Source organism: Citrobacter amalonaticus (genome assembly GCF_037053465.1).
Lineage (GTDB): Bacteria > Pseudomonadota > Gammaproteobacteria > Enterobacterales > Enterobacteriaceae > Citrobacter_A > Citrobacter_A amalonaticus_H.
In genome coordinates this window covers 24167-48637 of record NZ_JBALIF010000001.1, presented here as the reverse complement: position 1 = coordinate 48637, position 24471 = coordinate 24167, and the positions used below count along the sequence as shown (strand labels likewise).

The window sequence follows — 24471 nt, the reverse complement described above, 5'->3', positions numbered from 1 at the left end:
ATTTACGTAATCCGAAGGGGTCAGCGCTAAAGAGCAACTTTCCAACAGGTGGGGACAATATACTCTACTACCAGCCCAAAACAACATCAATTTGATAACAATTAATTTACTTTTAAGCTTATTTGCGAGCCGTGACACAGGCATGTTCCTTGATAACGAAATTTGATAAAATTCCGCTCTTTCATAACATTATTTCAGCCTTCAATATGGCAGATTATTTGCATAAAAATTCATCTGTATGCATAATAATGTTGTTTCCGCTCTCATACTACGGGTGACTTATGCGAAGCTCAGCTAAGCAAGAAGAATTAGTAAAAGCGTTCAAGGCGCTGCTTAAAGAAGAAAAATTCAGCTCTCAGGGCGAAATTGTCCTCGCTTTGCAGGAGCAGGGCTTTGATAACATCAATCAGTCCAAAGTCTCACGCATGCTGACCAAGTTCGGTGCCGTTCGCACACGCAACGCAAAAATGGAGATGGTGTACTGTCTCCCGGCTGAACTGGGCGTACCCACGACGTCCAGCCCGCTGAAAAACCTCGTCCTTGATATCGATTTTAACGATGCAGTAGTCGTGATTCACACAAGCCCCGGTGCGGCGCAACTGATTGCCCGTCTGCTCGACTCTCTGGGCAAAGCGGAAGGCATCCTCGGTACCATCGCTGGCGACGACACCATCTTTACCACGCCAGCCAATGGCTTTTCGGTGAAAGACCTCTACGAAGCTATTCTGGAACTGTTCGAACAGGAACTCTAATTCTCTCCTCCCCGCCCTCCAACATGGCGGGGTAAAAACCTGTCTTTTTCCGTACACACCGTCAATGATCCGCTCTATCTTTTAACAAATAGTGCGTTTATCTGCTCAAATCCTTTTACATAGTGAATGTGGAAACCTAAAACCGCACAAATCGCAAAAATTCATATCACTATGATTTTATTGAAAATAAATCAAAACACGCCGCTTTTTAATTCCATATTCACATAAAAACCGCTCTGTCTATTACTTATGCATCAGAAAAACAGTTAGCGTGGTATTAATTTACTGCGTGATTAGTGTATACTTGATTTTGTGATGAGGGTCACGAAACGAAGACCCCCAATAATAAATTCGACGAGGTACTTATCATGAAAATCAAATCAACTATTGCCGCTTTCAGCGTTCTCTCTGTTCTCTCTTTCGGTGCATTTGCCGCAGATTCTATCAACGCTGAACAAGCACAAAATCGCGAAGTAATTGGCTCTGTCTCTGTCAGTGCAATCGGCTCAAACCCGATGGATATGCATGAAATGCTGAACAAAAAAGCCGAAGAGAAAGGTGCTTCAGCGTATCAAATCACCGAAGCACGTAGTGGTGATAACTGGCATGCCACTGCCGAATTATACAAATAAACCCTCGTCGTCTAGTCCGACGACCTTGCCCCCGACTCCCCGACTGTCGGGGGCTTTTTTTATCTTTCAGTGGCGGACGTTAAAACGTAACTGACCTTCCAGCTCTTCTTCCGCCTCATCAAACAGCAGAATCAGCGCACCATAGCGTCGACGTAGTTTGTCGGGGAGATGGATAAATGCGATCTCCAGCGGCAATGGCAGCGCCTCGCTCATGATGATATCCCACAGCGAATCGAGGTCACTCACACCGTTTTGCGGCAAACCAAACATCCGCGCAAACTCGCGATAAAAGTCGTTCAGTTCCTCAATTTCATCAAAATCAAATGTATAGATCTTCATCTAACGCCACCTTCCCGACATCGACCAAACTACAGACCGCCAATGTGCAGGGTTTTCACTTCCAGAAATTCGTCTAATCCCAGCACTGACCCTTCTCGTCCCAGACCAGACTCTTTTACCCCACCAAAGGGTCCCAGCTCAGTGGAAACCGCACATTCATTTATGCCGATCATGCCGCTTTCAATGGCCTGAGAGACGCGAAATACCCGCTGCAAATTTTGCGTATAAAAGTAGGCTGCCAGGCCAAACGGCGTGTTATTCGCCCGCTGTATCACCTCTTCTTCGCTGGTAAAGCGGAAGCAGGCCGCAACCGGACCGAACGTTTCTTCACTCGCCAGTTTCATGCCATCGCTGCATTCACCGAGCACCGTGGGTTGCCAGAAGTTGCCGCCGAGCGCATGTGCTTTCCCGCCAGCCAACACTTTTGCCCCTTTCGCCACGGCATCTTCAACGTGCTCACGCACTTTCTCGACCGCAGAGGATTCAATCAACGGCCCCACGACCACGCCGTCATCAAGACCATTGCCTACTTTCAGCGCCTGTACCGCATCGGCCAGTTTGCGGGTGAATTCATCGTAGACGCTCTCCTGGATATAAAAACGGTTTACGCTGACGCAAACCTGTCCGGCGTTACGAAACTTATTGGCGACGGCCCCTCTTACCGCAGCATCAATATCGGCATCGTCAAAGACGATATAGGGCGCATTCCCCCCCAGTTCCATCGACACCTTTTTCATGGTGTCAGCGGCATTACGCACCAGCGTTTTGCCGACCGCCGTTGAACCGGTGAACGAAATTTTGCGCACCTCATGGCTTGCCATGATGGCATCGCTGATTTCCGACGTATGACCTGCCACGGCGTTAAGCACACCATCGGGTACACCGGCTTTCTTTGCCAGCGTCAGAAGCGCAAATGCGCTCAGCGGTGTGTTATTGGCGGGCTTAATCACCCCGGTGCAGCCGGCGGCGAGCGCTGGCCCAAGCTTACGCGTCAGCATCGCCATCGGGAAATTCCACGGCGTGATCGCGGCGACAACGCCAATCGGCTCGCGGGTGGCGAGAATGCGAGACCCTGGTTTGACTGGCGGAATGATTTCACCGTTAGCGCGTTTTGCCTGTTCAGCAAACCATTGAATAAAGCTGGCGGCGTATTCCACCTCACCTTCAGCTTCTTTCAGTGGTTTCCCTTGTTCAACAGTCATCAACCGTCCCAGCCAACTTTTGTTTTCGAGGATCAATTCATACCAGCGATACAAAATCGCCGAGCGCTCTTTGGCTGTTTTCGCCCGCCAGGCAGGAAACGCTCTGCTGGCAGCCGCAATGGCCTCTTCGGTCTGCTCTTTCCCCGCCTTCGCCACTTTAGCAATGACGTCACCCGTGGCGGGGTTAAGTACATCAAACGTGGTATCAAGCGGTTTCCAAAGCCCATCAACCAGATATCCCGTCTGAAAAAGTTCGTTATCCTGAAGCGTTTGCATCGTGTATTTTCCTTCTGATGTCATGAATTGCGCACATCAAATAAGTATAGCCATAAAAAAACCGACGCTTTTGGCATCGGTTTCTGAAGGTTAGCTGTCAGTTAGCGCATGCTGGTATTTGTGCAACATACTGGTCAACCGTTTCACCGGTTCAGTCACCTGTGTCGTTGCCTCCCAGAGCTGCAGCTTTTCCTGATAGACATCCAGCTCGTCCAGCAACTGACCAAAGTAACGTCGGCGCTTGTCATCACTCTTGGCAGAAATAACGTGATCGGCCGTACGGCGCAACTGGCGATGAAATGTGGAGAGATCATCGTTGACCGGAATGGGGGCATCCCTTAAGCGCTGATGCGCGATAATCATCGTTAGTGCCAGACGGAACTTCGGCAGATCGCCCGGAAATTTGTTCATTAACAGAAACAGTTGTTGATAGAGCGCGGGCAGATGGTTCTCTTTGCGTCGCACCACGTTGGTGGTCATCGCCGATACGGCGGCGGAAACAAACTGGTTGAGCAACACGCGGCCAGTCCGGTCGCGAGAATTATCACGGACAATGACGATAACCAAAAAGGCCATCACACAACCGACAATCTGCCCTAAGGCACTGTCAAGAAACTGACTGAAGTGAAAGGTCATCGGGTTATCCAGCACAATAATGTTAATGGTACTGGCAAGCGCGCCCATCGATCCCAGTCGTCGCTTCTGCACTTCAATTCCGACAAAGAACGCCAATACCGCGAGACTCAGGCAAAGCAATAACATGCTTTGCTGAGTATTAGGAATGATCACCAGAAAATAGAGCGCCCCCAGCGGTAGCGCGGCAAACGCGCCGTAAATAAAGTCGATCGCCACCATACGCGGGTTGGGCAGACGCATCGCCAGTGAAGTCACGACCGCAATCATGATCATTGCACCGTTACCGGAAGTCCAGCCAGTCCACAACCAGAATAGCGCACCCAGCGAGCAGGCGATCGTAGTACGCCAGAAGTTAACCATCGCGTGATGCCGTTCAGCAGATTCGACTTTCACTACCGGCTCGCCCTGCAATACCTCCTCTTCAGCGGCGCTGATTTTGGTATTGCCGATCACGCCGCGCTTAAGCAGCAGATAGCGCGTTGTTGCTCCGACCCAGGTATATAACGTGACGGGCGTTTCGCGCTCGCCGGTCCAGGCGATCACCCGACGCAACCGCTTAAGTTGTTTATGCACATCCTGCGCCGTTTCAACCGGCATGGCGAAGAATTCACGAAAGGTATCCGTGATGTGTTCCGGGCGCGTATTCTGAATCAGATAAGTTTCACAAGACTGCGTAATCATGGTCAGCGACAGCGTATTGAGCGCCTTCAGACGGCGATTCGCCCGCGCCCAACGGGAGGATTCCATATTCAGGTTACTGCGCATATCTTCCAGCGCTGTTGCCCGACGCACCAGATCGCCCCACGCGCGATCCACTTCTTCACCATCGCCATGCTTAACGCACAGTTGCATCAGTTGGTACTGCGCCACCAGCAGACTATCCAGCTCTCGATCGACCTCCTGTTTGATCGATCGCGGGGAAAAGAGCAGATCCGCCAGGATGGCGCAGACAATACCAATGACAATTTCACTACAACGTTCCACGGCAAACTGCGGTGTCAGCAGGGGGTTTGTCTGAACCGTAATGATGATAATTAACGCGGTATACCCTGATAAACCCCAGGCATAAGAATTCTCGACGCGGACCAATGAGGAGACCCAGGTACAAAATCCAGCCCAGATACAGCACGCCAGAATCATCAGCAACGGCGCGCGGATCATCAAAATAATGATCGCCAGCGCCGCAATACAGCCAATAAACGTACCGACGATTCGCAGCATCCCACGATAGCGAATCGCACCTGAGTAGGGCTCGCCTCCCGCAGCAAACGCCGGTCCCGCTGCGACAAGCGCCGCCGTCAGCACCGCCCATCGGGGTGTTTCAAGCTGGAAGTGGAAGCCAATAAACAGCGCGAGGACAATCGCGCAGGCCAGTTTTATCGCAAAGCGGATATGCTGGTTGGCAATCGAAAAGATGCCCATCGCGATTAACCAAATTCGCGCAGACGGTGCGCCATTTTACGGAAGAACGAATCGTTGTTTTCGTCACGATCCCGCGTCCCCGTAATCACGACAGTGGCGGTTGTACCGGCAGGCCACAGGTTTTCCTGCTGCTCGTCAAGCTGAATACGTACCGGAACGCGCTGCGCGAGACGCACCCATTCCAGATTCGAATCGATCGTTGCCATCCCTTTGTCATCACGCGAACTGCTGGCGTTGGTGACCCCGGCGGCAATGCTATCGACTCTTCCTTTTAAAACCTTGTTGCTTCCCAGCGGCGTAATTTCTGCACGGTATCCCGGGCGTACCCCTTCCAGCTTGGTCTCCTCCATGTAGGCCAGCACATAGAAGGTGTTCTGTTTCACCAGCGCCACGGCGGTAGAACCGCGAGTGATAAACTCACCGGTATAGACATTCAGGTTAGTTACCCAGCCATCGGCAGGCGCGCGAATGACCGTGCGTTCCAGATCTAACTTTGCGAGATCGCGGGTCGCCTGCGCTTTTGCAAGCTGATGTAATACGGTTTGCAGAACGTTGTTGGCCTGGTCAATCTCTTCACGGGACATGGCCTGGACGCCGAGGCGGTTTCGGCGACCAGCTTCCTGACGTTTTTCTTGCGCCAACACCTGATAATACGCGACGTCAGCTTCCGCCTCTTCCAGCGCCTTTTGGTAGCGCGGCTGGTCAATGGTGAACAGCACCTGATCTTTTTTCACCAGATCGTTATCGTGGACGTTAACATGGGTGATAAGCCCGGCGACATCAGGCGCGATGGCGACGACATCTGCGCTAAAGCGAGCGTCTCGCGTCCACGGTGATTCGGTGTAATAGACCCAAGCGCGGAAAATTGCGATGAATGCCAGGATGACCAGCACCAGAGTAATGGCTGTACGGGAAAGTTTTCTTGTTAGCGTTTTCACTTCAACCTCAAACAAACAAGCGCGATATCAAGTAAAAGAGACAGCAATACAGCGCAGTATTAAACAGGGCCGGATGCCATACAAAATCATAGATGCCCGTAGGCACAAGCACCCGGCGCACCAGCCAGAAAATCGCCAGTGACAAAAGCAACTCGAAAAATATCGGTGGGAAGGAGAGACCAAACACCACGATAACGGGAAACAGACTCATGTTGACCTTGATTGTTTTAGAGAGTGCAGGCGATACAGTTTTCAGCCAATGTCGACGCGGAGAAGGGCCAGAAAAGCCAGGCGAGAACGACACAGCCTTTATTTGAATAATAATATATTACCGTAACTGTTATGCTGTTATCTATAATATGTGATCTAAATCACTTTTAAGCCAGAGTGAATAATGGAACGACTAAAGCGCATGTCGGTGTTTGCGAAAGTGGTGGAATTTGGTTCCTTCACCGCGGCAGCCAGACAACTCCAGATGAGTGTTTCGTCCATCAGTCAGACGGTCGCGAAACTGGAAAATGAACTACAGGTAAAATTGCTGAACCGCAGTACGCGCAGCATTGGACTCACTGAAGCCGGTAAAATCTACTATCAGGGTTGTCGTCGAATGCTGCATGAAGTGCAGGATGTTCACGAGCAGCTCTATGCCTTTAACAACACCCCTATCGGTACGTTGCGCATCGGCTGCTCTTCAACCATGGCGCAAAATGTCCTTGCCGGGATCACGGCAAAAATGCTCAGGGAACATCCTGGTCTGACGGTCAATCTGGTCACAGGGATCCCGGCGCCTGACCTGATTGCCGATGGTCTGGATGTGGTCATCCGCGTGGGTGCTCTGCAAGATTCCAGCCTCTTTTCCCGCCGCCTGGGTGCAATGCCGATGGTGGTGTGTGCGGCGAAAAGCTATCTCGCCCAATATGGTATGCCGGAAAAACCCGCCGATCTCACTAACCACTCCTGGCTGGAATACAGCGTGCGCCCGGATAATGAATTTGAATTGATCGCTCCTGAAGGGCTTTCCACACGCCTCATCCCGCAGGGACGGTTCGTAACCAACGATCCCATGACTCTCAGCCGCTGGCTGACCGCAGGGGCGGGTGTCGCCTACGTACCGCTGATGTGGGTAATCAATGAGATCAACCGCGGTGAACTTGAGATTTTGCTGCCGCGCTACCAGTCCGATCCGCGCCCCGTTTATGCGCTGTACACCGAAAAAGACAAACTGCCGTTGAAGGTTCAGGTCGTGATTAACTATCTGACCGACTATTTCGTCGACGTCGCACACTTATTTCAGGGAATGTACGGGCGGGGAAAAGAGAAATAGACACCTTATTCAGGTGAGACAATAGCGGATAACGGCCAAACAGGCCATTATCCGCCAGAAACACGCCAGTCGTCAGACTACGTCTCATCCACCCAAATCCGCATCTCCCCTTCGCCGCGGTTGGCCCAACTAAACCAAGGGATAAATGTCAGCATTTGATGCTGACGCGTACCCGGTGCGGTATCGTAGTGCCACAGCAACTGTTCATCCTGCTGTACCGGGCTTTGCCGGTATCCCTGCGCCTGAATCAAGACTTTGTGGGCGAAAACGCCTTTTCCTTCGATGGTAGTCAATACGCTGCCCTTCGGCAGACTCAGATTATGCAGCAACGCACCGTTATCAGCCTCTTCCAGGCAGTACACCAGCGGCCCGCGCTGTAGCGCGACTTTGCCCGCCGTATGGCGCACCTGCGGGTTGCCGTAAACGCGCCGAACCGGCATCGGCAGCGTTAGCGTGAGGGTATCGCCCGTCAGCCACTCGCGACAGATATGCAGATAGCCTTTATGTACCTCACCCTTGGCCGGTGAGCCGTTGAGCAACACCTGCGGTTTGTCGCACCAGTCCGGCAGCCGCAGTGCCAGTGTGTGCGCTACCGGCAGTGACGATTCAATGACTATCTCCACCTGTTCCTGCCAGGGGAAATTACCGCTAATCCTCAGGCCCAGCTCTCCGCCATTGACCGGAACCGTTACGCTGTTGCCGATATACAGGTTTATGTAAAGCGCTTCCGGGCGCGGCGTATAAATATAGTGGCCAATAGAGGTAAGCGTACGCGCAATATTCGGCGGACAGCAGGCGCAGCCGAACCAGCGCTGACGAACGGGTTTAATATGATCGTAAATATGGTTGAATTTAAGTACCTTTGGCTGCACTTCCAGCGGATTCACATAGAAGAAATGCTTACCGTCCAGCGCCATGCCGCCCAGCACGGTGTTGTAGAGCGCGCGCTCCATTACGTCGGCATACTGGCTGTCGGCTTCCATTTCCAGCATCCGGCGTGCGAACATCATCAGGCCAATGGAGGCGCAGCTTTCGGCATATACCGTGTCATTTGGCAGATCGTAGTCACAACTGAACGCTTCACCACGCGCCTGCGAACCAATACCACCGGTGATGTACAACTGGCGCTGCGCCATGTTTTTCCACAGACGCAGGCAGGTCTGACGTTTTTCTTCATCCTGGCTCAAGCGCGCCAGATGTGCCACGCCGGTCATCAGATAGACAAAACGCACCGCGTGACCGATGGCCGTCTGTTGCTCTGATAAAGGCAAATGCGCCTGGCTGTAATCCTTGTCGTGTGTCATCCAGCCCGCGCCATAAATCAGCCAGTGCGAAGTGCCGCCACGTTTTTTAAACTCGATATCGTAATAGTGCGGCAGTGTGCCTCGCTCTTCGACAAAATAGCGCGACAGATTCAAATAGCGCGGCTCCAGCGTTACCTCATAAAGCCGCATTAGCGCCAGCTCCACCTCCGGGTGACCGGGATAGCCGTGCAGCTTGTGCGCTTCTTTGCCGAAGACACTGTCGATGTAGTCGGCAAAACGACACACCACGTTCAACAGGCTGCGCTTACCGGTCGCCTGAAAGAAGGCGACACCCGCTTCAATCATGTGTCCGGCGCAATACAGCTCGTGGCATTCGGCGAGATTGCTCCAGCGCTTATCCGGCTCTTTGACGGAAAAATACGTATTCAGATATCCGTCTTCGCACTGGGCGGCGGCAATCAGCTCAATCACCTCGTCGGCCGTTTTCTCAAGTTCCGCATCAGGCTTCTGGCACAGCGACCACGCCACAGCCTCCAGCCATTTCGCCACATCACTGTCCTGGAACACCATGCCGTAAAATTCCCCTTGCTGCCGCCCGGCGGCAATACGGAAGTTTTCAATCGCATGGCTGGGTTCCGCTTCAGGAATACGATCGTTAAGCGCATCCCACTGATAAGGGATGACCACATCGCGCACCAGTTGCTGGTACTGCCCGAAAAACGGATCGCTGACCTTAAGCTGGTGGAGATCCACTTCCATGATTTCAGGTTTCATTTTCTGCTCCTACAGGATCCGGGCGTGACGCTGGCGTAAATCATCGGAAATACGCGCCATCATCGGGTTATTGAGTTTACAGACTCGAATGGACAGCGCCAGCAGCAGGTGGAACAACGCAGGCAGCAGGCTTTCCATTGAGAAAATCCCCTGCAATGAAGCAGGCGTCTGGTTTTCCGCCCCAGCTTTGTAGGCAACGGCAATAAATACCAGGCTGATAATTCCAGCGCTGGAAGCCCATGCCAGCTTGATAAAAAACAAGTTGAAGGCAAAGTTCATACCGGAGGAACGCACGCCGGTTTTCCACTCGCCATAATCATCGGCAAAAGCCATCAGTGAAAAGTGCAGCGGTAAGGTAAAGCCAAGAATAATGCCGTTACCAAGGATCGCGATCAGCCATAACGTCTGCCAGTCAGGGCCGGCGGGCAGAAACCACATAATGACTGCAAGTAAAGCTAACACCAGGTTGGTGTAGTAGTAGAGTTTGACCGTATCAACGCGGCGCGACAGCAGGTTAATTATCACTGAACCGATAATGGAAGCGAACGTCACCATGGTGAAAAAAAGCGAGGTGTAAGCAGTGCTGCCCTGCAAAACGTAGGTGATGAAGTACATATAACCACCACCGCGAATATTGAACACATTGATTAGCAGAAATGACATCAACAGCATCAGCAATAACTGGTCGTTTTTGCCCAGACCCACCAGATGTTCGCGCAGGGAAAAGTGCCCCATCATGTTGAGCGACACCCGCTCACGTACCCAGAAGAAGCAGCACAGGAACATTACCACCGCGACGGCGCACAGTACGCCGACGCCAAGCTGGTAACCTTGCGCGGTGTTGCCATGGCCGAGCATCTCCACCAGCCACGGCAGCCCGACTGAGACCAAAAAACCCGCCACGCCGCACAGTACAAAGCGCCAGGACTGGCAGGAAATCACTTCGGTGTGACGTATGGTCATAGTATTGATCAGCGCACAGTAAGGAACGTTAATCGCGGTATAGCTCACTGAAAGCAACAAATACGTGCCAAAGGCCCAGGCGATTTTGATCCCCATTGATGCGTCCGGAACGGTAAAGGTCAGCACGCCGATAACGCCGATGGGTACGGCGACCCACAGTTGCCACGGGCGAAAACGCCCCCAGCGGCTGCGAGTTCGGTCAGCGAGCACGCCCATAATCGGATCGGAAATAGCATCAAACACGCGCAGTACTAAAAACAAGGTGCCAACCAGCGCGGGCGTCAATCCGAAGACGTCAGTGTAGAAAAAGGTCAAAAAGTTCATGATCAGGCAGGTGATCACCGTGCCACCTGCATCGCCCAGCCCGTAGCCGATCTTTTCGCGTACCGACAATTTTTCGTCGGGATGAGTTCCGGCAATATCCGTTTCCGTCAGTGGTGTAGAGGTCATAAAAAGGTTCCTCGCCTGAAGCAGATTTATCCCGATAAATTCGCAGGATCCCGGTTTTAATAAGAAAATTCAGATGTCATTTTGCCCGGAATTACCGTGCCAACAAGGCGATAAACAGGTATAAAAAGATGACGATTCCGACCTGCTGGCAAAATTGTGAAGCCGATCGGTAAATACAAAATAATTATTATTAATCATATAGAAAGGTTATTCCTTCCTGAATAAACGCGAGAAATTACATATTCATGCTCGATTTATCCATAGCGCTTCCGATTAGGGTACAAAACGGCGGTTTGTTTATCTCGCGAGGGGTAGGAAGCCATCCAGCACGTAGGCTGGAATCCTGGGAATTGATTTTTGTACAACAGGGAACGCTGACGATCAGAGAGAACGATGTCCTGTTTGAGGTTAGGGCCGGAGAAAGCTTGTTGCTATGGCCTCAGCGTCGTCACGTCGGGATAGGGGATTTCCCACCGGATCTCACATTTTATTGGGTGCATTTCGACGTGCTGCCAGCGACAACAAATCCGACTCTGCTGTTATCACTACCGCAACATATCAGCGTCAGCAGCTCACAGTATGTTGTATCACTGTTTCGTCAGTTTTTAAGTGAACAGGAAAACAGGCGTCATGGTCCAGCACTGGAGTTTATTCTGCTGCTGATTTTGCAACAAATCGCCTCTGCCGTGGGGAGTGAATCCCATGGTGATAGTGCTGGCGTGGCGCTGGCCTATAAGGCGCGCAAACATATTCGCACGCAGTACCACCTGCCAATCTCGACCTCGCAGCTTGCCCGGGAATTGCACTGCAACGCTGATTATCTGGGGCGAGTCTACCGACGGGTATTTCATATGACAATGACTGAAGCCATTCATCGCCAGCGCGTCAGTGCCGCCGAGAAACTTTTGATTAGCGATTCTCTGGCATTAAGCGAAGTGTCGGAAAAGTGCGGGTTTAATGACGTCGGATATTTTCGGCAGATTTTTCGCAAGCATACTGGCCTGACGCCAGCTGCGTGGAAACGACGGTATTGTAAGGAACATATCAATTCAGACTGAAACAAGAGATGGCCGGATAAGGCGTCCCCCCTATCCGGCAACAGGCGATTAAGCAGTGCCGCCGACGGTTAAATTATCGACCTTCAGCGTCGGCTGACCGACGCCAACCGGCAGGCTTTGACCTTCTTTGCCGCAAACGCCGACGCCGTTATCGAGTTTCAGATCGTTACCCACCATCGAAATCTGCTGCATCGCTTCGATACCCGAGCCAATCAGCGTGGCGCCTTTTACCGGTTTCGTCACTTTGCCGTTTTCAATCAGATAGGCTTCTGAGGTTGAGAACACAAACTTACCGGAAGTGATATCCACCTGACCACCGCCAAAGTTTGGCGCATAGATCCCGTACTCGACGGACTCAATAATCTCCTGCGGCGTGGATTTACCCGGCAACATATAGGTGTTGGTCATGCGCGGCATTGGCAGGTGCGCGTAAGACTCGCGACGACCGTTTCCGGTCGGCGCAACGCCCATCAGACGGGCATTGAGTTTGTCCTGCATGTACCCTTTGAGAATGCCGTTTTCGATAAGCACATTGTACTGACCCGGCGTCCCTTCATCGTCAATCGCGACAGAACCCCGGCGATCTACCATCGTCCCGTCATCCACGACAGTACACAATTCTGAGGCCACCAGCTCACCCATATGACCGCTGAACACTGAGGTGCCGCGACGGTTGAAGTCGCCTTCCAGACCATGTCCTACCGCTTCATGCAGAAGAACGCCAGGCCAGCCAGCGCCTAGCACCACAGGGAGCGTTCCGGCAGGCGCTGCAACGGCGGAAAGATTCACCAGCGCCATGCGCACCGCCTCTTTCGCCCACGCGTCGGCGCGGACATCGCCATCCAGATCGGCGAGGAAATAATCGTAACCAAAACGACCGCCGCCGCCGCTGGCGCCGCGCTCGCGTTTACCGTCTTCTTCCACCTGCACGCTAACCGACAGACGCACCAGGGGGCGAACATCGGCAGCCAGCGTCCCATCCGTCGCGGCCACAAGAATTAATTCATACACCCCGGTCAGACTGGCTGAGACTTCCTGCACTCGTTTGTCCGCTTCGCGGGCAACTTTATCGACGCGACGCAGGATGTCGAGTTTCTCTTCACGACTCATGCTTTGTAGCGGATCAACGGAGGTATACAACGCAGGGTACTCTACCGCACCGAGGGTTTTCACTTTTCCGTCGCCGCTGTCACGCACAATAGTCCGCGCCGCGTGCGCACTCTGTTCCAGCGCCAGCAGGCTTATTTGGTCGGCGTAGGCAAAACCGGTTTTTTCACCACTGATGGCACGAACGCCAACGCCCTGATCGATATTGTAAGAACCATCTTTAATAATGCGGTCTTCTAAAACCCAGGATTCGTGATAGCTCGACTGAAAATAGAGATCGCCGTAATCAAGACGACGTTCGGCCAGTTGGCCCAGAATGGCAAACAGATCCTGATGTTTCAGGCCGTTTGCCGCCAGCAATTGTTCACTTACCAGGTTCAGACTCATCGTTATTGCTACTCGTTAGTTACTGCGACAAATGGCGTTATACCTAAGGCGCGTTGCTTATCCGCCAGGACTATGTACTGAGAGTGGGGCAATTCCGCGCCCCCGTCAAATCATTGCGCGTTTTCTTTCCGCGGCTGGCGAAGGACTTCGTTGATCTGTGGTTTATCAAGTGGCCCCGTGATGCGATAGCGCAGTATCGACACTTTACTCCACAACGGTCCAAGCACTTTGCTGGCGGCAAACACCGCCGCACCGACAATGGGGTTCACCGCAAACGCAGCAGCCACACCGACCGTTGTGGAGATTTCCGGTGCCACTACCGCTTCCACATCCAGCTCACGACGCACCAGGTTGACCGACCCCTTCATGGCGATATCCGCTTCAAGCCCGTCCACCAGCGTGTCGTCTGTATGCAGGATGCCATCTTTGATCCAGGCAGTACTGCGTATGGAATCGAAGTAAAAACCCTCATTGAACGTATCGCTAAAATCGAAGCGCAATTTACGCAGCAGTGCGTCAAAGCTCAGCAAGCGTAACAGTTGCCCCGCATGCCCGGTGCTCAATTCTGTCATTTCGCCTTTACCCAGCCGGGTACGGATAATGCCGTTCAGCGAGGCTTCATCCGGCTGCCATGGCGGATTGCGCCAGTGCAGGTCATAATCAATGTTAAAAGAGGCATTGCGCATTGGCGTGGAAACACCAAAAAATCCTGCCGCGGCATCAATCTTGTTACCACGCAGTTTGCCTTTTAAGGAGGTGCGTTCGCTGCCTGGCGTGTTAACCCACTGGCCGTCTGCCGTTAATCGGGCGAATCCCGTGTCCAGCAGACCGTTTCTCAGGTTCAGGGTATCGCCCTGAATGGCGACATCTGCATCAATACGTCCGTATTTCTGTCCCCACAGCCAGCATTCTTCACAGCGTAACTGAACGTCAGGCCAGCCACGGAAACTTACGCGCTCTACGGAAGCAAACGGCGAAACGCTCTCGCCCCGTTTATCCTTTTTGGCAACGGTGGGGTTGTAATAGAGGTATTTGATCGCTGCCAGCCAGGGCGCGTTGTTGCGCATTGCCAACGTCGCGTTGATCTCACGCCCCTGAGCCTCAACTTTCGTGCCATTCGATACGGGTTCAGACACGAGGCTCAGGTTGTTCCATTGTTGCCCCCCCAGCGTTAACGCCGGGGTGCGCAGCGTAATATGTTGCGGGAAATTCGCATTGGCACCGACATTATCCGCCGCCCCTTTCTGGAACAGCGCCAGCCATTGCGCGCCATCGATCGCCGGGAGATTCAGCTCGATCCCTTCCTTTTCAGGTAAAGGCGGCGCTGTCCGGCTTTCTGCCATCCAGATAGCCCTGTCCAGCGTCAGTTTCTGGTTGAGCAGCCAGCGACTCGTAAAATGGTTTTCCTGACCGGCACTACCGGTTAAGGCGAAGCTATGAAGGTCACCCTCCGCTTTGATTTTAACCGGCAACGTCTCACCCGCGTCTTTATCCAACGGTGAAGGTAAGTGACTGCTTACATTCTTGAGATCGCCATTCAGCTCAATGTCATACGTCGCCTCTGAACGATAAGGAAGGTTGATACCCACTTTTCCGTTCCACGCTACGCTACCGCTAAGCGCGTCATTGACCGCTGACGGCAAAACGCCCGTGCGGGCTGGCTGCCAGTTACCGTTGAGATTGACGGCTACCTGATAGGCCTTCGCCCCTTCCGATGTGGAGAAATCAACGTTTAACGGCTGATTAAACCAGTTTGCCGTCATTGGTTCGCTTTTCAGGTTGCCATTGTTAAAGCTGAATTTACCGCTGAGGTTTTTCAGGGTGCTGTCGAGCGGTTTAATATAGAGGCTGTTATCACGCAGCGAGACATCGCCTTTCGCCGTCACCTGTTCACCGTCCAGAGGGATATCCAGATGTAAGCGAGCATTCACATCGCCATCGATCTGCAACTGCTCAAGGGTGGCGCCAAGTGAATCTTTCAACGGTGTGTCATTAAAGTACGGTCCTACCGCATTGCCTGGCCCGTGGATATCGGCATCGATCAGTAACTTTTCTTTAGCGTAGTCCGGGATAATCGCCGTCAGGTTTGTGGCTTTCACGCCACCTAAACTAACGCCATCGGTTTTCATCCACAAACCGTCGTTAAGGAAATCCAGTTCAATATTCAGATCGGTCAGCGCAGGCCAGTCCGGCTGGAAAGCAAATTTCGCATTGCGCAGCGGAACCAGCACTTCAAACTGGCCCTCATTATGCTTGTAAGGGAACAGATGCGGATTGCCGCCGTACACCAGCGTCGCGTTATCCGCTTCACCGCCCTGAATCGCGCCGCTGAGATAATCCACCAGTTTTTTGCCCATCAGATTTTCCGGGAAATACCGCCAGGCCTGGGAGCCGTCATCCGTACTGATGCCTGCAAGAATTCCCAGCCAGGGGGCGTCGCCTGTGGGCTGTAAATAGCGGAAACCGCCGCGGGCATGAACCGCTTTCGCTTTGACATCAATATCGCGCCCGTCGAGCTGAAAGCCTTTGTCATTCTTCAACCAGCTCAGTGTGGCGATACCTTTTTCAATTTCCAATGGCGCGCGAAAGACCGTTTCATAGGGCATTTTTGCCTGTGTCATCGCGGCAGTCAGCGCCCCGTTTTCGACACTTCCGGCGAGCGTACCGGAAAAATGTTCAGCCCCCGGCAACAGCTTCCACTGCTTCCATGCCAGATCGTGCCAGGACGCCTGGAAGCGCGTCTTTTCTGTTGCCTGAAGCGGGATATCCAGCGCCAGCGTGTCGATATTTCCGCTCGGTTGCGTGGCGCGCCAGACGTCACCCAGCGACGGTGAAAGCCGGGACACCATAGGACGCAATCCCTCAAGGCCAGACAGTTCCAGATGGCTGGCGCGAATGCGCAATTCGTCGCTGCGCTTACCGTCGAGCCCCCCCACTTCCTGCTCAGGGATCCAGGCAAGCTGCAACGCGCCGCGCGGCCACGCCTTTCCATCCATGGTGATTCGGGTATCAGGGATAGAGAATTGCCAGCCGGGTTGTTCACGGCTAATGTGCGCGGTCAGGTTATCGACAGAAAGTGTGTGCGTGTTGCTGACGCCTTTCCAGCTTGCCCCGCCCCGCTTCAACCAGACGTCGCCACCCGCAATTTCACCTTTGTTGATGGTCATCCAGGCTTCGAGGCTAAAGCGCGCGGTCTCCAGCGCCACATTGTCCTGCATCCATTTCCCCAGCCACGGCTTCACATCGATGTCGTCGGCCTGTAGCCAGACCCGGCCGTTGTTCAGCAGACCTTCATCATCACGCAGATCCATACGCACCTGCATCACACCATGCTGACCCGTCAGACTGGAGAGGCTCACTTGTCCTTCCGCACGATGGCGGTTTTTACCGTTAAGCCAGGTGAGTTGCGGGATCGCCAGTTCGGCGCGCTGGCCGGAGAGCGTCAGAAAGCTGATTTGGCTGTCGCGCAGATCGAAGTGATCGAACTGGCGCAGAAAAAGATCGCTGATTCGGCTGGCTTCCAGTCCGTCGCCACTTTCGCTGCGGTCAATGGGCGTGTTAGTGCGAAAATTGAGTTGCCAGAAGGTGAGATCGCGAAACTGCCAGCGCATGTGCAGCAAGCTTTGCCAGACATCCAGCGCCAGGGTTACGCGTTTAACTGAAAATTCGCCGCCGTCTTTCAGTTCGGCGCGAACATCACGTGCTTCGAGGGTGGGACCAAAATTTTGCCAGTTAGCAGAAAGCTGACTGGCCTGAACCGGCAGTCCCGTCGCGGCCTCAATTTTACTGAGGATCGTCGGACGCCAGTTATCAAGATGCGGTAATGCCAGGCGCAAGCCACTGACCAGCAGCGCTACGATAACGACGAGCGCGGCTCCAGTGAGCAATAATATCCCCGGCAATCGCCTCACGCATCTCTCCTTGTCTGCCAAAAGTATGAAACCGTTTTTCCGGATGGCGGCGTGAACGCCTTATCCAGCCTGCATCGGACACTGTTGTTTTACATCATGACCACGTCGAACTGCTCCTGGTTATAGAGCGGTTCAATTTGGACTTTGACCTGTTTGCCGACAAAAATTTCCACTTCCGCCAGCGCGTGCGACTCTTCCCCTTTCAGGGTTTCTGCCACTGCAGGAGAAGCATAGACCAGGAAGCGATCAGAGTCGTAAGCGTGATGCACCCGCACAATTTCACGCATGATCTCATAACAGACGGTTTCCACCGTCTTCACCGTACCTCGCCCATGACAGGTAGGACACTCGTTACACAGGACATGTTCCACGCTCTCACGAGTACGTTTACGCGTCATCTCCACCAGCCCCAACTGCGAAAAGCCGTTAATACTGGTTTTCACCCGGTCTTTACTCAGCGCCTGCTCAAGCGAATGTAATACCCGGCGGCGGTGATCTTCATTATTCATGTCAATGAAATCAATAATGATAATGCCACCGAGGTTACGCAGCCGCAGTTGGCGGGCAATCGCCTGAGTCGCTTCAATATTGGTATTGAAAATGGTGTCATCGAGATTACGATGACCGACAAACGCACCGGTGTTGATATCAACAGTGGTCATCGCTTCCGTCTGATCGATAATCAGATAACCGCCGGATTTCAGTTCAACTTTACGCTCCAGCGCACGCTGGATCTCATTTTCCACATCAAAGAGATCGAAAATAGGCTGGCGTCCGCTGTAATGCTCCAGCTTGCTGGTCATTTCCGGGATGTACTCTGCGGTAAACTCCAGCAACGCCTCATACGTCAGGCGTGAATCCACGCGAATGCGGTCTAACTGCGCATCGGCAAAATCACGCAGCACACGCTGCGCCAGCGCCAGCTCCCCGTACATCTGATAACGCGTTTGCGGGCGCTTTTTACGCTCCATCACTTTCGTCCAGACGCGCTTCAGGTACGCAGCATCTGATGCCAGATCGTCTTCGCATACGCCTTCTGCGGCAGTTCGGATGATGAATCCACCCTGTTCGTCACAGTACTCGGCGACCACTTTTTTCAGGCGTTCACGTTCCGCTTCGCTTTCGATACGCTGAGACACACCGACGTGTGAGGCGCCGGGCATAAAAACGAGGTAGCGGGACGGTAAAGTGATGTCGGTTGTCAGGCGTGCGCCTTTGGTGCCAAGCGGATCTTTCACCACCTGCACCATCAGGTCTTGTCCCTGACGCACCAGTTCCGAAATATCGCGAACGGTAAATTGCTTTTGTTCTTCGCCCGCAACACATTCGGTATGCGGCATGATGTCAGAAGCGTGAAGAAATGCGGCTTTATCCAGCCCAATATCTACAAAAGCCGCCTGCATACCCGGAAGTACCCGACTGACCCGACCTTTGTAGATATTGCCTACGATTCCGCGTCGCGCCTCACGCTCAATATGAATCTCTTGCAGAATACCGCCATCAATATACGCCACGCGTGTCTCCGATGGCGTTACGTTTACCAACAATTCAGCCGTCATCTTTATCCCTTTTCTCACGCAGTGAGTTAAAATTACTTAGCAACTCATACGTTTCAACCAGCGGTAAGCCGACCACGGCGTGATAGCTGCCATTTATCTTCCTGACAAAACAGCCGCCCTGCCCCTGAATACCGTATGCACCTGCTTTATCCATCGGTTCACCGCTGGCGATATAGTCAGCGATATCCGCATCCGTTAACGCTCTGAACGTCACGTCGGTCATGACCAGACAGTCGAGAACATACTGGCTATCCGCCAGCGCAACGGCCGTCATCACCTGGTGCGTTTGCCCGGACAATTTGCGCAACATCTGCGCCGCATGCTCTGCGTTATGCGGTTTCTCTAACACTTCACCGTTAAGAATCACAATAGTATCCGCCCCCAACACGGGCAGATCCCGTGGGGCCAACGTCACGCCCGCCTGCGCTTTTTCTCGCGCCAGACGCGAAACGTATTGCTGCGCGCTTTCACCTTCACCGCGCATTTCTTCTATTCCCGGCACAATGCGTTCGAAAGAGACGCCTAACTGCGCGAGCAATTCCTGACGGCGCGGCGAACCGGAAGCTAAGTATAGAGACGTCATAGAAACCTTTATTGCACTGCAAACTGCTGACGGATTTTTCGCATCAGCAAGAAAAGCCATGGCCAGAGCACACCGTTGACTACACTACTCCAGAACACTTCCGGTCTGAAAGAGACGTTAATCACTAAAAACTCGGACCAAAAAACAATAATATCCACAACCAGCGAAAGCAACATCACCACCAGCGCCTGTTGCCAGAGCGCCAGATTACGGAATAACTGGAATTTCAGTGCGACCAGATAAGCGATAATACTCATCGACAACGCCCGCACGCCAAGCGTGGAGCCGCTAATAAGATCCAGTATGGCACCCATCACAAAACCGGTTCCCACATTTACGCGATGCGGCAGCGCGAGGATCCAGTACAGTAAAATGAGCAGCACCCAGTTAGGCCGAAAGACAATAATGTCATCCGGCCAGGGCATGATTTGCAGTAACAAGGCGATTAAGAACGAGAGCCAGATAACCCAGCGCCCCTGGCTACGGTAGCTTGCCACTACTGGCCTCCTGGCGCACGCTGTGAAGGCGGCGTCACACCTGCTGGCGATGGCTGTGGTACGGCAGGCGATGTGGTAATACCCGTTGCCGGTGCTGGCACAGGTGCCGGAGGTCCCATCACGTCTGGCGACGGCAACACTTGCGGCATCATCTGCAGCAAACGTTCATTGGCGACACGATGTACGTCTTCTGGCGTCATCGGGTTTGCGCCGTTACGGTCAGCACCCCACAGGAGAAGCAGATAGCGCAGACGCTGCAGGCCCGCGGTTGGGCGCGCCTGAATGACGGTATAGGCGCGTTGGGTATCCAGTTTCACGGAAGAGACAACCCCCACTGGATAACCTTCCGGGAAACGGCCACCCAGCCCCGACGTCACCAGCACATCGCCCACGCGAATGTCGGTATTGGCCGGAAGATGTTCGAGTTGCAGATCGTCGCTGCAACCGTTACCGGCGGCAATCACACGAATATCGTTACGTAACACCTGAATAGGCAGGGCATGGGTGGCATCGCAAATCAGCAGGACACGACTGGTCAGTTTCGCGACTGCAACAACCTGACCGACAACGCCTTTATCGCTGATCACCGGCTGGCCTTCATAAACGCCGTTTACACTGCCTTTATCGATAACCACCTGGTCGCTGTAGGGATCGTTAACCGTCGAGATGACCTGTGTCACCATCTTCTGCTCATCCTGACGCAGCGGCGAACCTAACAGTTCACGCAGGCGCGCATTCTCCTGCTTGTACTGCCCCAGCATCAGTAAATCACTGTTTTTCAGCAGCAGTTCCTGACGCAACGCCCGGTTTTCAAGCTCAAGCTGGTCACGTGACGCGAGCGTTTGCGAAACGCCATCAAGCAATTCACGGGGACCATTGGAAATAAAGTAGAAAGGACTGACGGCGGTATCCATGTACGTGCGGATCTGACTGAACGTACCCAAGCGGCTGTCGGCAATAATAACGCCGAGCGCCACCAGCACCGCCAGGATAAGGCGAATCTGTAGCGACGGGCCACGGCTAAAAATTGGCTTCATAAGTTTGCGTATTCTCGTATCAGAGCTGGCAGGACAGCCTTTCGCTCTCCTGCCTGCAACCGATTACTCTTCGCTGAACAGGTCGCCGCCGTGCATGTCGATCATTTCCAGCGCTTTGCCGCCGCCACGCGCCACACAGGTCAGCGGGTCTTCAGCAACAACAACTGGAATACCGGTTTCTTCCATTAACAAACGGTCAAGGTTACGCAGCAACGCGCCACCACCGGTGAGCACCATACCGCGCTCGGAGATATCGGACGCCAGTTCTGGCGGACACTGTTCAAGTGCAACCATTACCGCGCTCACGATACCGGTCAGCGGTTCCTGCAACGCTTCCAGAATCTCGTTAGAGTTCAGGGTAAAGCCGCGAGGCACACCTTCCGCCAGGTTACGACCGCGCACTTCGATTTCGCGCACTTCGTCACCCGGATAGGCAGAACCGATTTCATGCTTGATACGCTCTGCGGTCGCTTCACCGATAAGAGAACCGTAGTTACGGCGCACATAATTAATGATCGCTTCATCGAAACGGTCACCACCGATACGCACAGAAGAAGAATAGACCACACCGTTCAGAGAGATAACAGCCACTTCCGTGGTACCGCCCCCGATATCCACAACCATTGAACCGGTTGCTTCAGACACCGGCAGACCTGCACCAATTGCAGCAGCCATCGGCTCTTCAATCAGGAAGACTTCACGGGCGCCAGCGCCCTGCGCGGATTCACGAATAGCACGGCGCTCTACCTGGGTCGCACCAACCGGTACACACACCAGCACTCGCGGGCTTGGACGCATAAAGCTGTTGCTGTGCACTTGCTTAATGAAGTGCTGGAGCATTTTTTCAGTCACGAAGAAGTCAGCGATAACGCCGTCTTTCATTGGACGAATAGCAGCAATATTGCCTGGTGTACGACCCAGCATCTGCTTCGCATCATGACCTACTGCAGCCACGCTTTTCGGTGAACCAGCACGATCCTGACGAATGGCCACAACGGAAGGCTCATTCAATACGATGCCTTGTCCTTTTACATAAATGAGGGTATTCGCGGTACCCAGGTCAATGGACAAGTCATTGGAAAACATGCCACGAAATTTTTTCAACATACTAAGGGATAATCCTGAAAGCTGGGGCGGAAAACAAAATCCGCTTACTTTACCAACCACACGCAGCAGCGACAAGGCGCAAAAATGATCTGCTACGGTGAAAATTAGTGCAGTGCGTTTCCTTTGTTACAAATCTCTGTCTGAGTCCCTCAGGGCTGAGCACTTCAGCAGCCAGCTTCGCCCTCATTTGCAACGGGTTTAAGGTCATTCACCTGCATATGCGCTGTTACAAACTGGCGAGCAGACAAGCACACCCCCATGAAGGCACAGCGCGCGTTATTCTACGTGAAAACTGGACAAACGGCAGGTTAAACCGAGTATCTTTGAGAATATTTTTTCACATTCGTATCCAGAGGCTGGGAGGCAGCAAAGAAATCCCCCTGTCCACCGGAAACACCACGCGCTGTCAGTGTCTGCCACTCCCCACGCGAACGCACACCCGTCGCATAAACCCGGGTGTTTGTCCCGGAGCACGCTTCCACCAGGCTTTGAACCAACAACTGGTTCTCCGTTCGCTTCTCAATATTCCTGACCAGACTGGGATGAAGTTTGATCAGTTCCACATTGAGTTCTTTAATCCAACTGGTGCTCACCAGCGTCAAACCGGCCTGCGTAACGACAACCCGAACGCCTAATGCATTAACTAAGCGAATAACAGGCTGTAACCGGCTGATGTGTTGACCTACATCAGCCTCTGCAAGTTCAAAAATTATGCGTTTTCGCTGCGATTTTTCACACTGCATTAATGTATCACGTAACCAGCGCTGAAAACGCGGGCGAATCAGCGACTCTACCGTCACCTGAAGCGCCAGATTTTCTTCCGGCCAGTAGCTTAACAGCGGGATAACGCGGCTGATCTGTAATCGGTCATATTCTTCTGACAAGCCAAACTGTAAGACCATCGGCATGTATTCCGCAGAACTCACTTCTTCATTACCATCAAAGATACGACACATCAGTTCCCGGTGATGGACGACCCCATCATGACTTACCGCGGGTTTCTGGTAGATGCGCGGTCCGCCACGGCTCAGCATCTGCTCAATCAGTGTACGCCAGCGCACATTGCCGCGCCCTTTTTCGGGAAGCGTATCATCATAGATGGCCCAGCTATTCCCCCCCTGAAGCACAGCGTTGCGAGTCGCGGCTTCCGCATGTTCCATCACCTGTTCGGTCGACTGCCCGCTGCGCCAGGCGCAGATGCCGATATGTACCATATCGTCACGATCAAGCATTTTATTCGTCGGCAGCGCGTCCACCGCTTTTAAAAGTTGCCCGGCAACGCTTTCCGCCTCCTTCAAGGTACGGTGCGGCAGCAGAACAGCAAAGTCACTGCGGTGATAGCGTGCCAGCAGCGAACCAGGATATCGCAGCATAAAGGTGGACAATAAATTGATCAGGCTGAACAGCTCTTCTTCGGCGAGATTGCGCCCCCAGCTGTCACGTAACAGATTAAAGTCCGGCAGGCGAATCATCATCACGACGCCATGCGCGCCAATTTTTTCCTGATCGTCCAGCAGCGTCGCGAGTTGGTTATCAAAAAAGAGCCGGTTGCCCAGACCGGTTTTGGTGTCCTGGGCGGCGTATGAGCGGATCAATGTGTCCAACCGGCTCCGTTGTTCCTGGGCGCTCTGAATTTCGGCCAGCAACGTATCCAGCGCGCTACTGGTACGCGCCGGCCACTCATAAACAGAGCCGCGAACATTGATTCCGCGCTCACCGTTCAAAATGCGCGTCGATCGGATCTCCAGTAGTTCCTGACCAGAAAGCTGGCGCTGGAGCCAGCGCACGGCGAGGAACAGCATCAGCACAATAAAGCCAATTGCCAACGTCAGCGGCGCGGTGGTCATTAAGGAATGGAAATAGTGGCCCATCGGGTCCTGATAGACCAGATGCATTGTCATTCCCGGATGCTTCATGAGCGGAACAGTGAGCTCGCGAAAGAGATTACTGGTCCCCACCGGACGATAACTGCTGTTCCGGGTTTGGGTATAGATCGTCTTACCATCCTGTAGCAGATCGACACGCACGATATCAGCCGAGGTCATCAACTCGTTGATTTGCGTTGATAACTGATTAACGTCTTGTGAAACAAGATGCGTATCAATCGCCGTCGCCACCGCCTGAACGCGATGGTTCATTTTGTACTGGATAGCGTTATAAAAACTCAGCGAACAGCCAATCAGGGTCACGAAGATGGTTAACCCGGTGAGCAGCGTGACAAAAGCTGAAAATTTCGTCGTTAATCGCATCCT

General features: G+C 53.1%; 19 protein-coding genes. 4 read left to right on the top strand and 15 right to left on the bottom strand.

Going from position 1 to position 24471, the window contains the following annotated elements; translation table 11 throughout:
- The first annotated feature begins 281 nt into the window (after positions 1–281).
- On the top strand, positions 282–752 hold the full coding sequence (gene argR, locus WB371_RS00220) for a transcriptional regulator ArgR (protein ID WP_336218144.1): 471 nt from the start codon (positions 282–284) through the stop codon (positions 750–752).
- 368 nt (positions 753–1120) lie between these two features.
- Positions 1121–1384: a peroxide/acid stress response protein YhcN gene (gene yhcN, locus WB371_RS00215; protein ID WP_336218143.1), complete on the top strand. Its 264-nt coding sequence runs from the start codon at positions 1121–1123 to the stop codon at positions 1382–1384.
- 66 nt (positions 1385–1450) lie between these two features.
- Here the strand turns inward: yhcN and WB371_RS00210 are convergent, their stop codons facing one another.
- The 5 genes from WB371_RS00210 to aaeX all read right to left on the bottom strand — a co-directional run bounded on the left by WB371_RS00210 (position 1451) and on the right by aaeX (position 6408).
- Positions 1451–1723: a barstar family protein gene (locus WB371_RS00210; protein WP_336218142.1), complete on the bottom strand. Its 273-nt coding sequence runs from the start codon at positions 1721–1723 to the stop codon at positions 1451–1453.
- A 29-nt stretch (positions 1724–1752) separates the two neighbouring features.
- Positions 1753–3201, bottom strand: a complete 1449-nt coding sequence (locus WB371_RS00205; protein WP_336218141.1) for an NAD-dependent succinate-semialdehyde dehydrogenase — start codon at positions 3199–3201, stop codon at positions 1753–1755.
- Positions 3202–3291: 90 nt separating this feature from the next.
- Positions 3292–5259, bottom strand: a complete 1968-nt coding sequence (gene aaeB / locus WB371_RS00200; protein WP_336218140.1) for a p-hydroxybenzoic acid efflux pump subunit AaeB — start codon at positions 5257–5259, stop codon at positions 3292–3294.
- 5 nt (positions 5260–5264) lie between these two features.
- On the bottom strand, positions 5265–6197 hold the full coding sequence (gene aaeA, locus WB371_RS00195) for a p-hydroxybenzoic acid efflux pump subunit AaeA (protein ID WP_336218139.1): 933 nt from the start codon (positions 6195–6197) through the stop codon (positions 5265–5267).
- A 7-nt stretch (positions 6198–6204) separates the two neighbouring features.
- Complete coding sequence (aaeX, locus tag WB371_RS00190; protein ID WP_000051841.1) at positions 6205–6408, bottom strand: p-hydroxybenzoic acid efflux pump operon protein AaeX; 204 nt, start codon at positions 6406–6408, stop codon at positions 6205–6207.
- Between the two features lie 183 nt (positions 6409–6591).
- Between aaeX and aaeR the strand changes: the two genes are divergently transcribed.
- Positions 6592–7521 (top strand): HTH-type transcriptional activator AaeR, encoded by a 930-nt coding sequence (gene aaeR / locus WB371_RS00185; RefSeq protein WP_336218138.1) that lies wholly within the window; start codon positions 6592–6594, stop codon positions 7519–7521.
- A gap of 77 nt (positions 7522–7598) precedes the next feature.
- Here aaeR and WB371_RS00180 read toward each other — a convergent pair whose 3' ends face one another.
- Both WB371_RS00180 and WB371_RS00175 read right to left on the bottom strand, forming a co-directional pair.
- Positions 7599–9560 carry a glycoside hydrolase family 127 protein gene (locus WB371_RS00180; protein WP_420704021.1) on the bottom strand — a complete coding sequence of 654 codons (1962 nt, stop codon included), beginning with the start codon at positions 9558–9560 and terminating at the stop codon, positions 7599–7601.
- 9 nt (positions 9561–9569) lie between these two features.
- Complete coding sequence (locus WB371_RS00175) at positions 9570–10973, bottom strand: MFS transporter (protein WP_336218137.1); 1404 nt, start codon at positions 10971–10973, stop codon at positions 9570–9572.
- A gap of 245 nt (positions 10974–11218) precedes the next feature.
- Here WB371_RS00175 and WB371_RS00170 point away from each other — a divergent pair, with 245 nt between their 5' ends.
- Positions 11219–12031, top strand: coding sequence for a helix-turn-helix domain-containing protein (locus WB371_RS00170; RefSeq protein ID WP_336218136.1), 813 nt, complete (start codon positions 11219–11221; stop codon positions 12029–12031).
- A 48-nt stretch (positions 12032–12079) separates the two neighbouring features.
- On the opposite strand, the gene tldD is transcribed toward WB371_RS00170, so the two are convergent.
- The 8 genes from tldD to csrD form a co-directional block, all read right to left on the bottom strand.
- Positions 12080–13525, bottom strand: coding sequence for a metalloprotease TldD (gene tldD, locus WB371_RS00165; protein WP_336218135.1), 1446 nt, complete (start codon positions 13523–13525; stop codon positions 12080–12082).
- A gap of 110 nt (positions 13526–13635) precedes the next feature.
- Positions 13636–17436, bottom strand: a complete 3801-nt coding sequence (yhdP, locus tag WB371_RS00160) for an AsmA2 domain-containing protein YhdP (RefSeq protein ID WP_336218134.1) — start codon at positions 17434–17436, stop codon at positions 13636–13638.
- 89 nt (positions 17437–17525) lie between these two features.
- Positions 17526–18995 carry a ribonuclease G gene (gene rng / locus WB371_RS00155; protein WP_042998334.1) on the bottom strand — a complete coding sequence of 490 codons (1470 nt, stop codon included), beginning with the start codon at positions 18993–18995 and terminating at the stop codon, positions 17526–17528.
- Entirely contained in the window at positions 18985–19578 is a 594-nt protein-coding gene (locus tag WB371_RS00150; protein WP_336218133.1) for a nucleoside triphosphate pyrophosphatase, read from the bottom strand. The genes rng and WB371_RS00150 overlap by 11 nt, the downstream gene beginning before the upstream one ends.
- Before the next feature lie 8 nt (positions 19579–19586).
- Entirely contained in the window at positions 19587–20075 is a 489-nt protein-coding gene (gene mreD / locus WB371_RS00145; protein WP_336218132.1) for a rod shape-determining protein MreD, read from the bottom strand.
- Positions 20075–21112, bottom strand: coding sequence for a rod shape-determining protein MreC (gene mreC / locus WB371_RS00140; protein ID WP_336218131.1), 1038 nt, complete (start codon positions 21110–21112; stop codon positions 20075–20077). Before mreC ends, mreD begins: the two co-directional genes overlap by 1 nt.
- A gap of 63 nt (positions 21113–21175) precedes the next feature.
- On the bottom strand, positions 21176–22219 hold the full coding sequence (mreB, locus tag WB371_RS00135) for a rod shape-determining protein MreB (RefSeq protein ID WP_000913396.1): 1044 nt from the start codon (positions 22217–22219) through the stop codon (positions 21176–21178).
- 308 nt (positions 22220–22527) lie between these two features.
- On the bottom strand, positions 22528–24468 hold the full coding sequence (gene csrD / locus WB371_RS00130; RefSeq protein WP_336218130.1) for an RNase E specificity factor CsrD: 1941 nt from the start codon (positions 24466–24468) through the stop codon (positions 22528–22530).
- Between the last annotated feature and the right edge of the window lie 3 nt (positions 24469–24471).

What these genes read in the sequence shown, in the direction of transcription:
- argR (WP_336218144.1), top strand. Translation starts at nt 282, where the DNA reads ATGCGAAGCTCAGCTAAGCAAGAAGAATTAGTAAAAGCGTTCAAGGCG.
- yhcN (WP_336218143.1), top strand. Translation starts at nt 1,121, where the DNA reads ATGAAAATCAAATCAACTATTGCCGCTTTCAGCGTTCTCTCTGTTCTC.
- WB371_RS00210 (WP_336218142.1), bottom strand. Translation starts at nt 1,723, where the DNA reads ATGAAGATCTATACATTTGATTTTGATGAAATTGAGGAACTGAACGAC.
- WB371_RS00205 (WP_336218141.1), bottom strand. Translation starts at nt 3,201, where the DNA reads ATGCAAACGCTTCAGGATAACGAACTTTTTCAGACGGGATATCTGGTT.
- aaeB (WP_336218140.1), bottom strand. Translation starts at nt 5,259, where the DNA reads ATGGGCATCTTTTCGATTGCCAACCAGCATATCCGCTTTGCGATAAAA.
- aaeX (WP_000051841.1), bottom strand. Translation starts at nt 6,408, where the DNA reads ATGAGTCTGTTTCCCGTTATCGTGGTGTTTGGTCTCTCCTTCCCACCG.
- aaeR (WP_336218138.1), top strand. Translation starts at nt 6,592, where the DNA reads ATGGAACGACTAAAGCGCATGTCGGTGTTTGCGAAAGTGGTGGAATTT.
- WB371_RS00180 (WP_420704021.1), bottom strand. Translation starts at nt 9,560, where the DNA reads ATGAAACCTGAAATCATGGAAGTGGATCTCCACCAGCTTAAGGTCAGC.
- WB371_RS00175 (WP_336218137.1), bottom strand. Translation starts at nt 10,973, where the DNA reads ATGACCTCTACACCACTGACGGAAACGGATATTGCCGGAACTCATCCC.
- WB371_RS00170 (WP_336218136.1), top strand. Translation starts at nt 11,219, where the DNA reads ATGCTCGATTTATCCATAGCGCTTCCGATTAGGGTACAAAACGGCGGT.
- tldD (WP_336218135.1), bottom strand. Translation starts at nt 13,525, where the DNA reads ATGAGTCTGAACCTGGTAAGTGAACAATTGCTGGCGGCAAACGGCCTG.
- rng (WP_042998334.1), bottom strand. Translation starts at nt 18,995, where the DNA reads ATGACGGCTGAATTGTTGGTAAACGTAACGCCATCGGAGACACGCGTG.
- WB371_RS00150 (WP_336218133.1), bottom strand. Translation starts at nt 19,578, where the DNA reads ATGACGTCTCTATACTTAGCTTCCGGTTCGCCGCGCCGTCAGGAATTG.
- mreC (WP_336218131.1), bottom strand. Translation starts at nt 21,112, where the DNA reads ATGAAGCCAATTTTTAGCCGTGGCCCGTCGCTACAGATTCGCCTTATC.
- mreB (WP_000913396.1), bottom strand. Translation starts at nt 22,219, where the DNA reads ATGTTGAAAAAATTTCGTGGCATGTTTTCCAATGACTTGTCCATTGAC.
- csrD (WP_336218130.1), bottom strand. Translation starts at nt 24,468, where the DNA reads ATGCGATTAACGACGAAATTTTCAGCTTTTGTCACGCTGCTCACCGGG.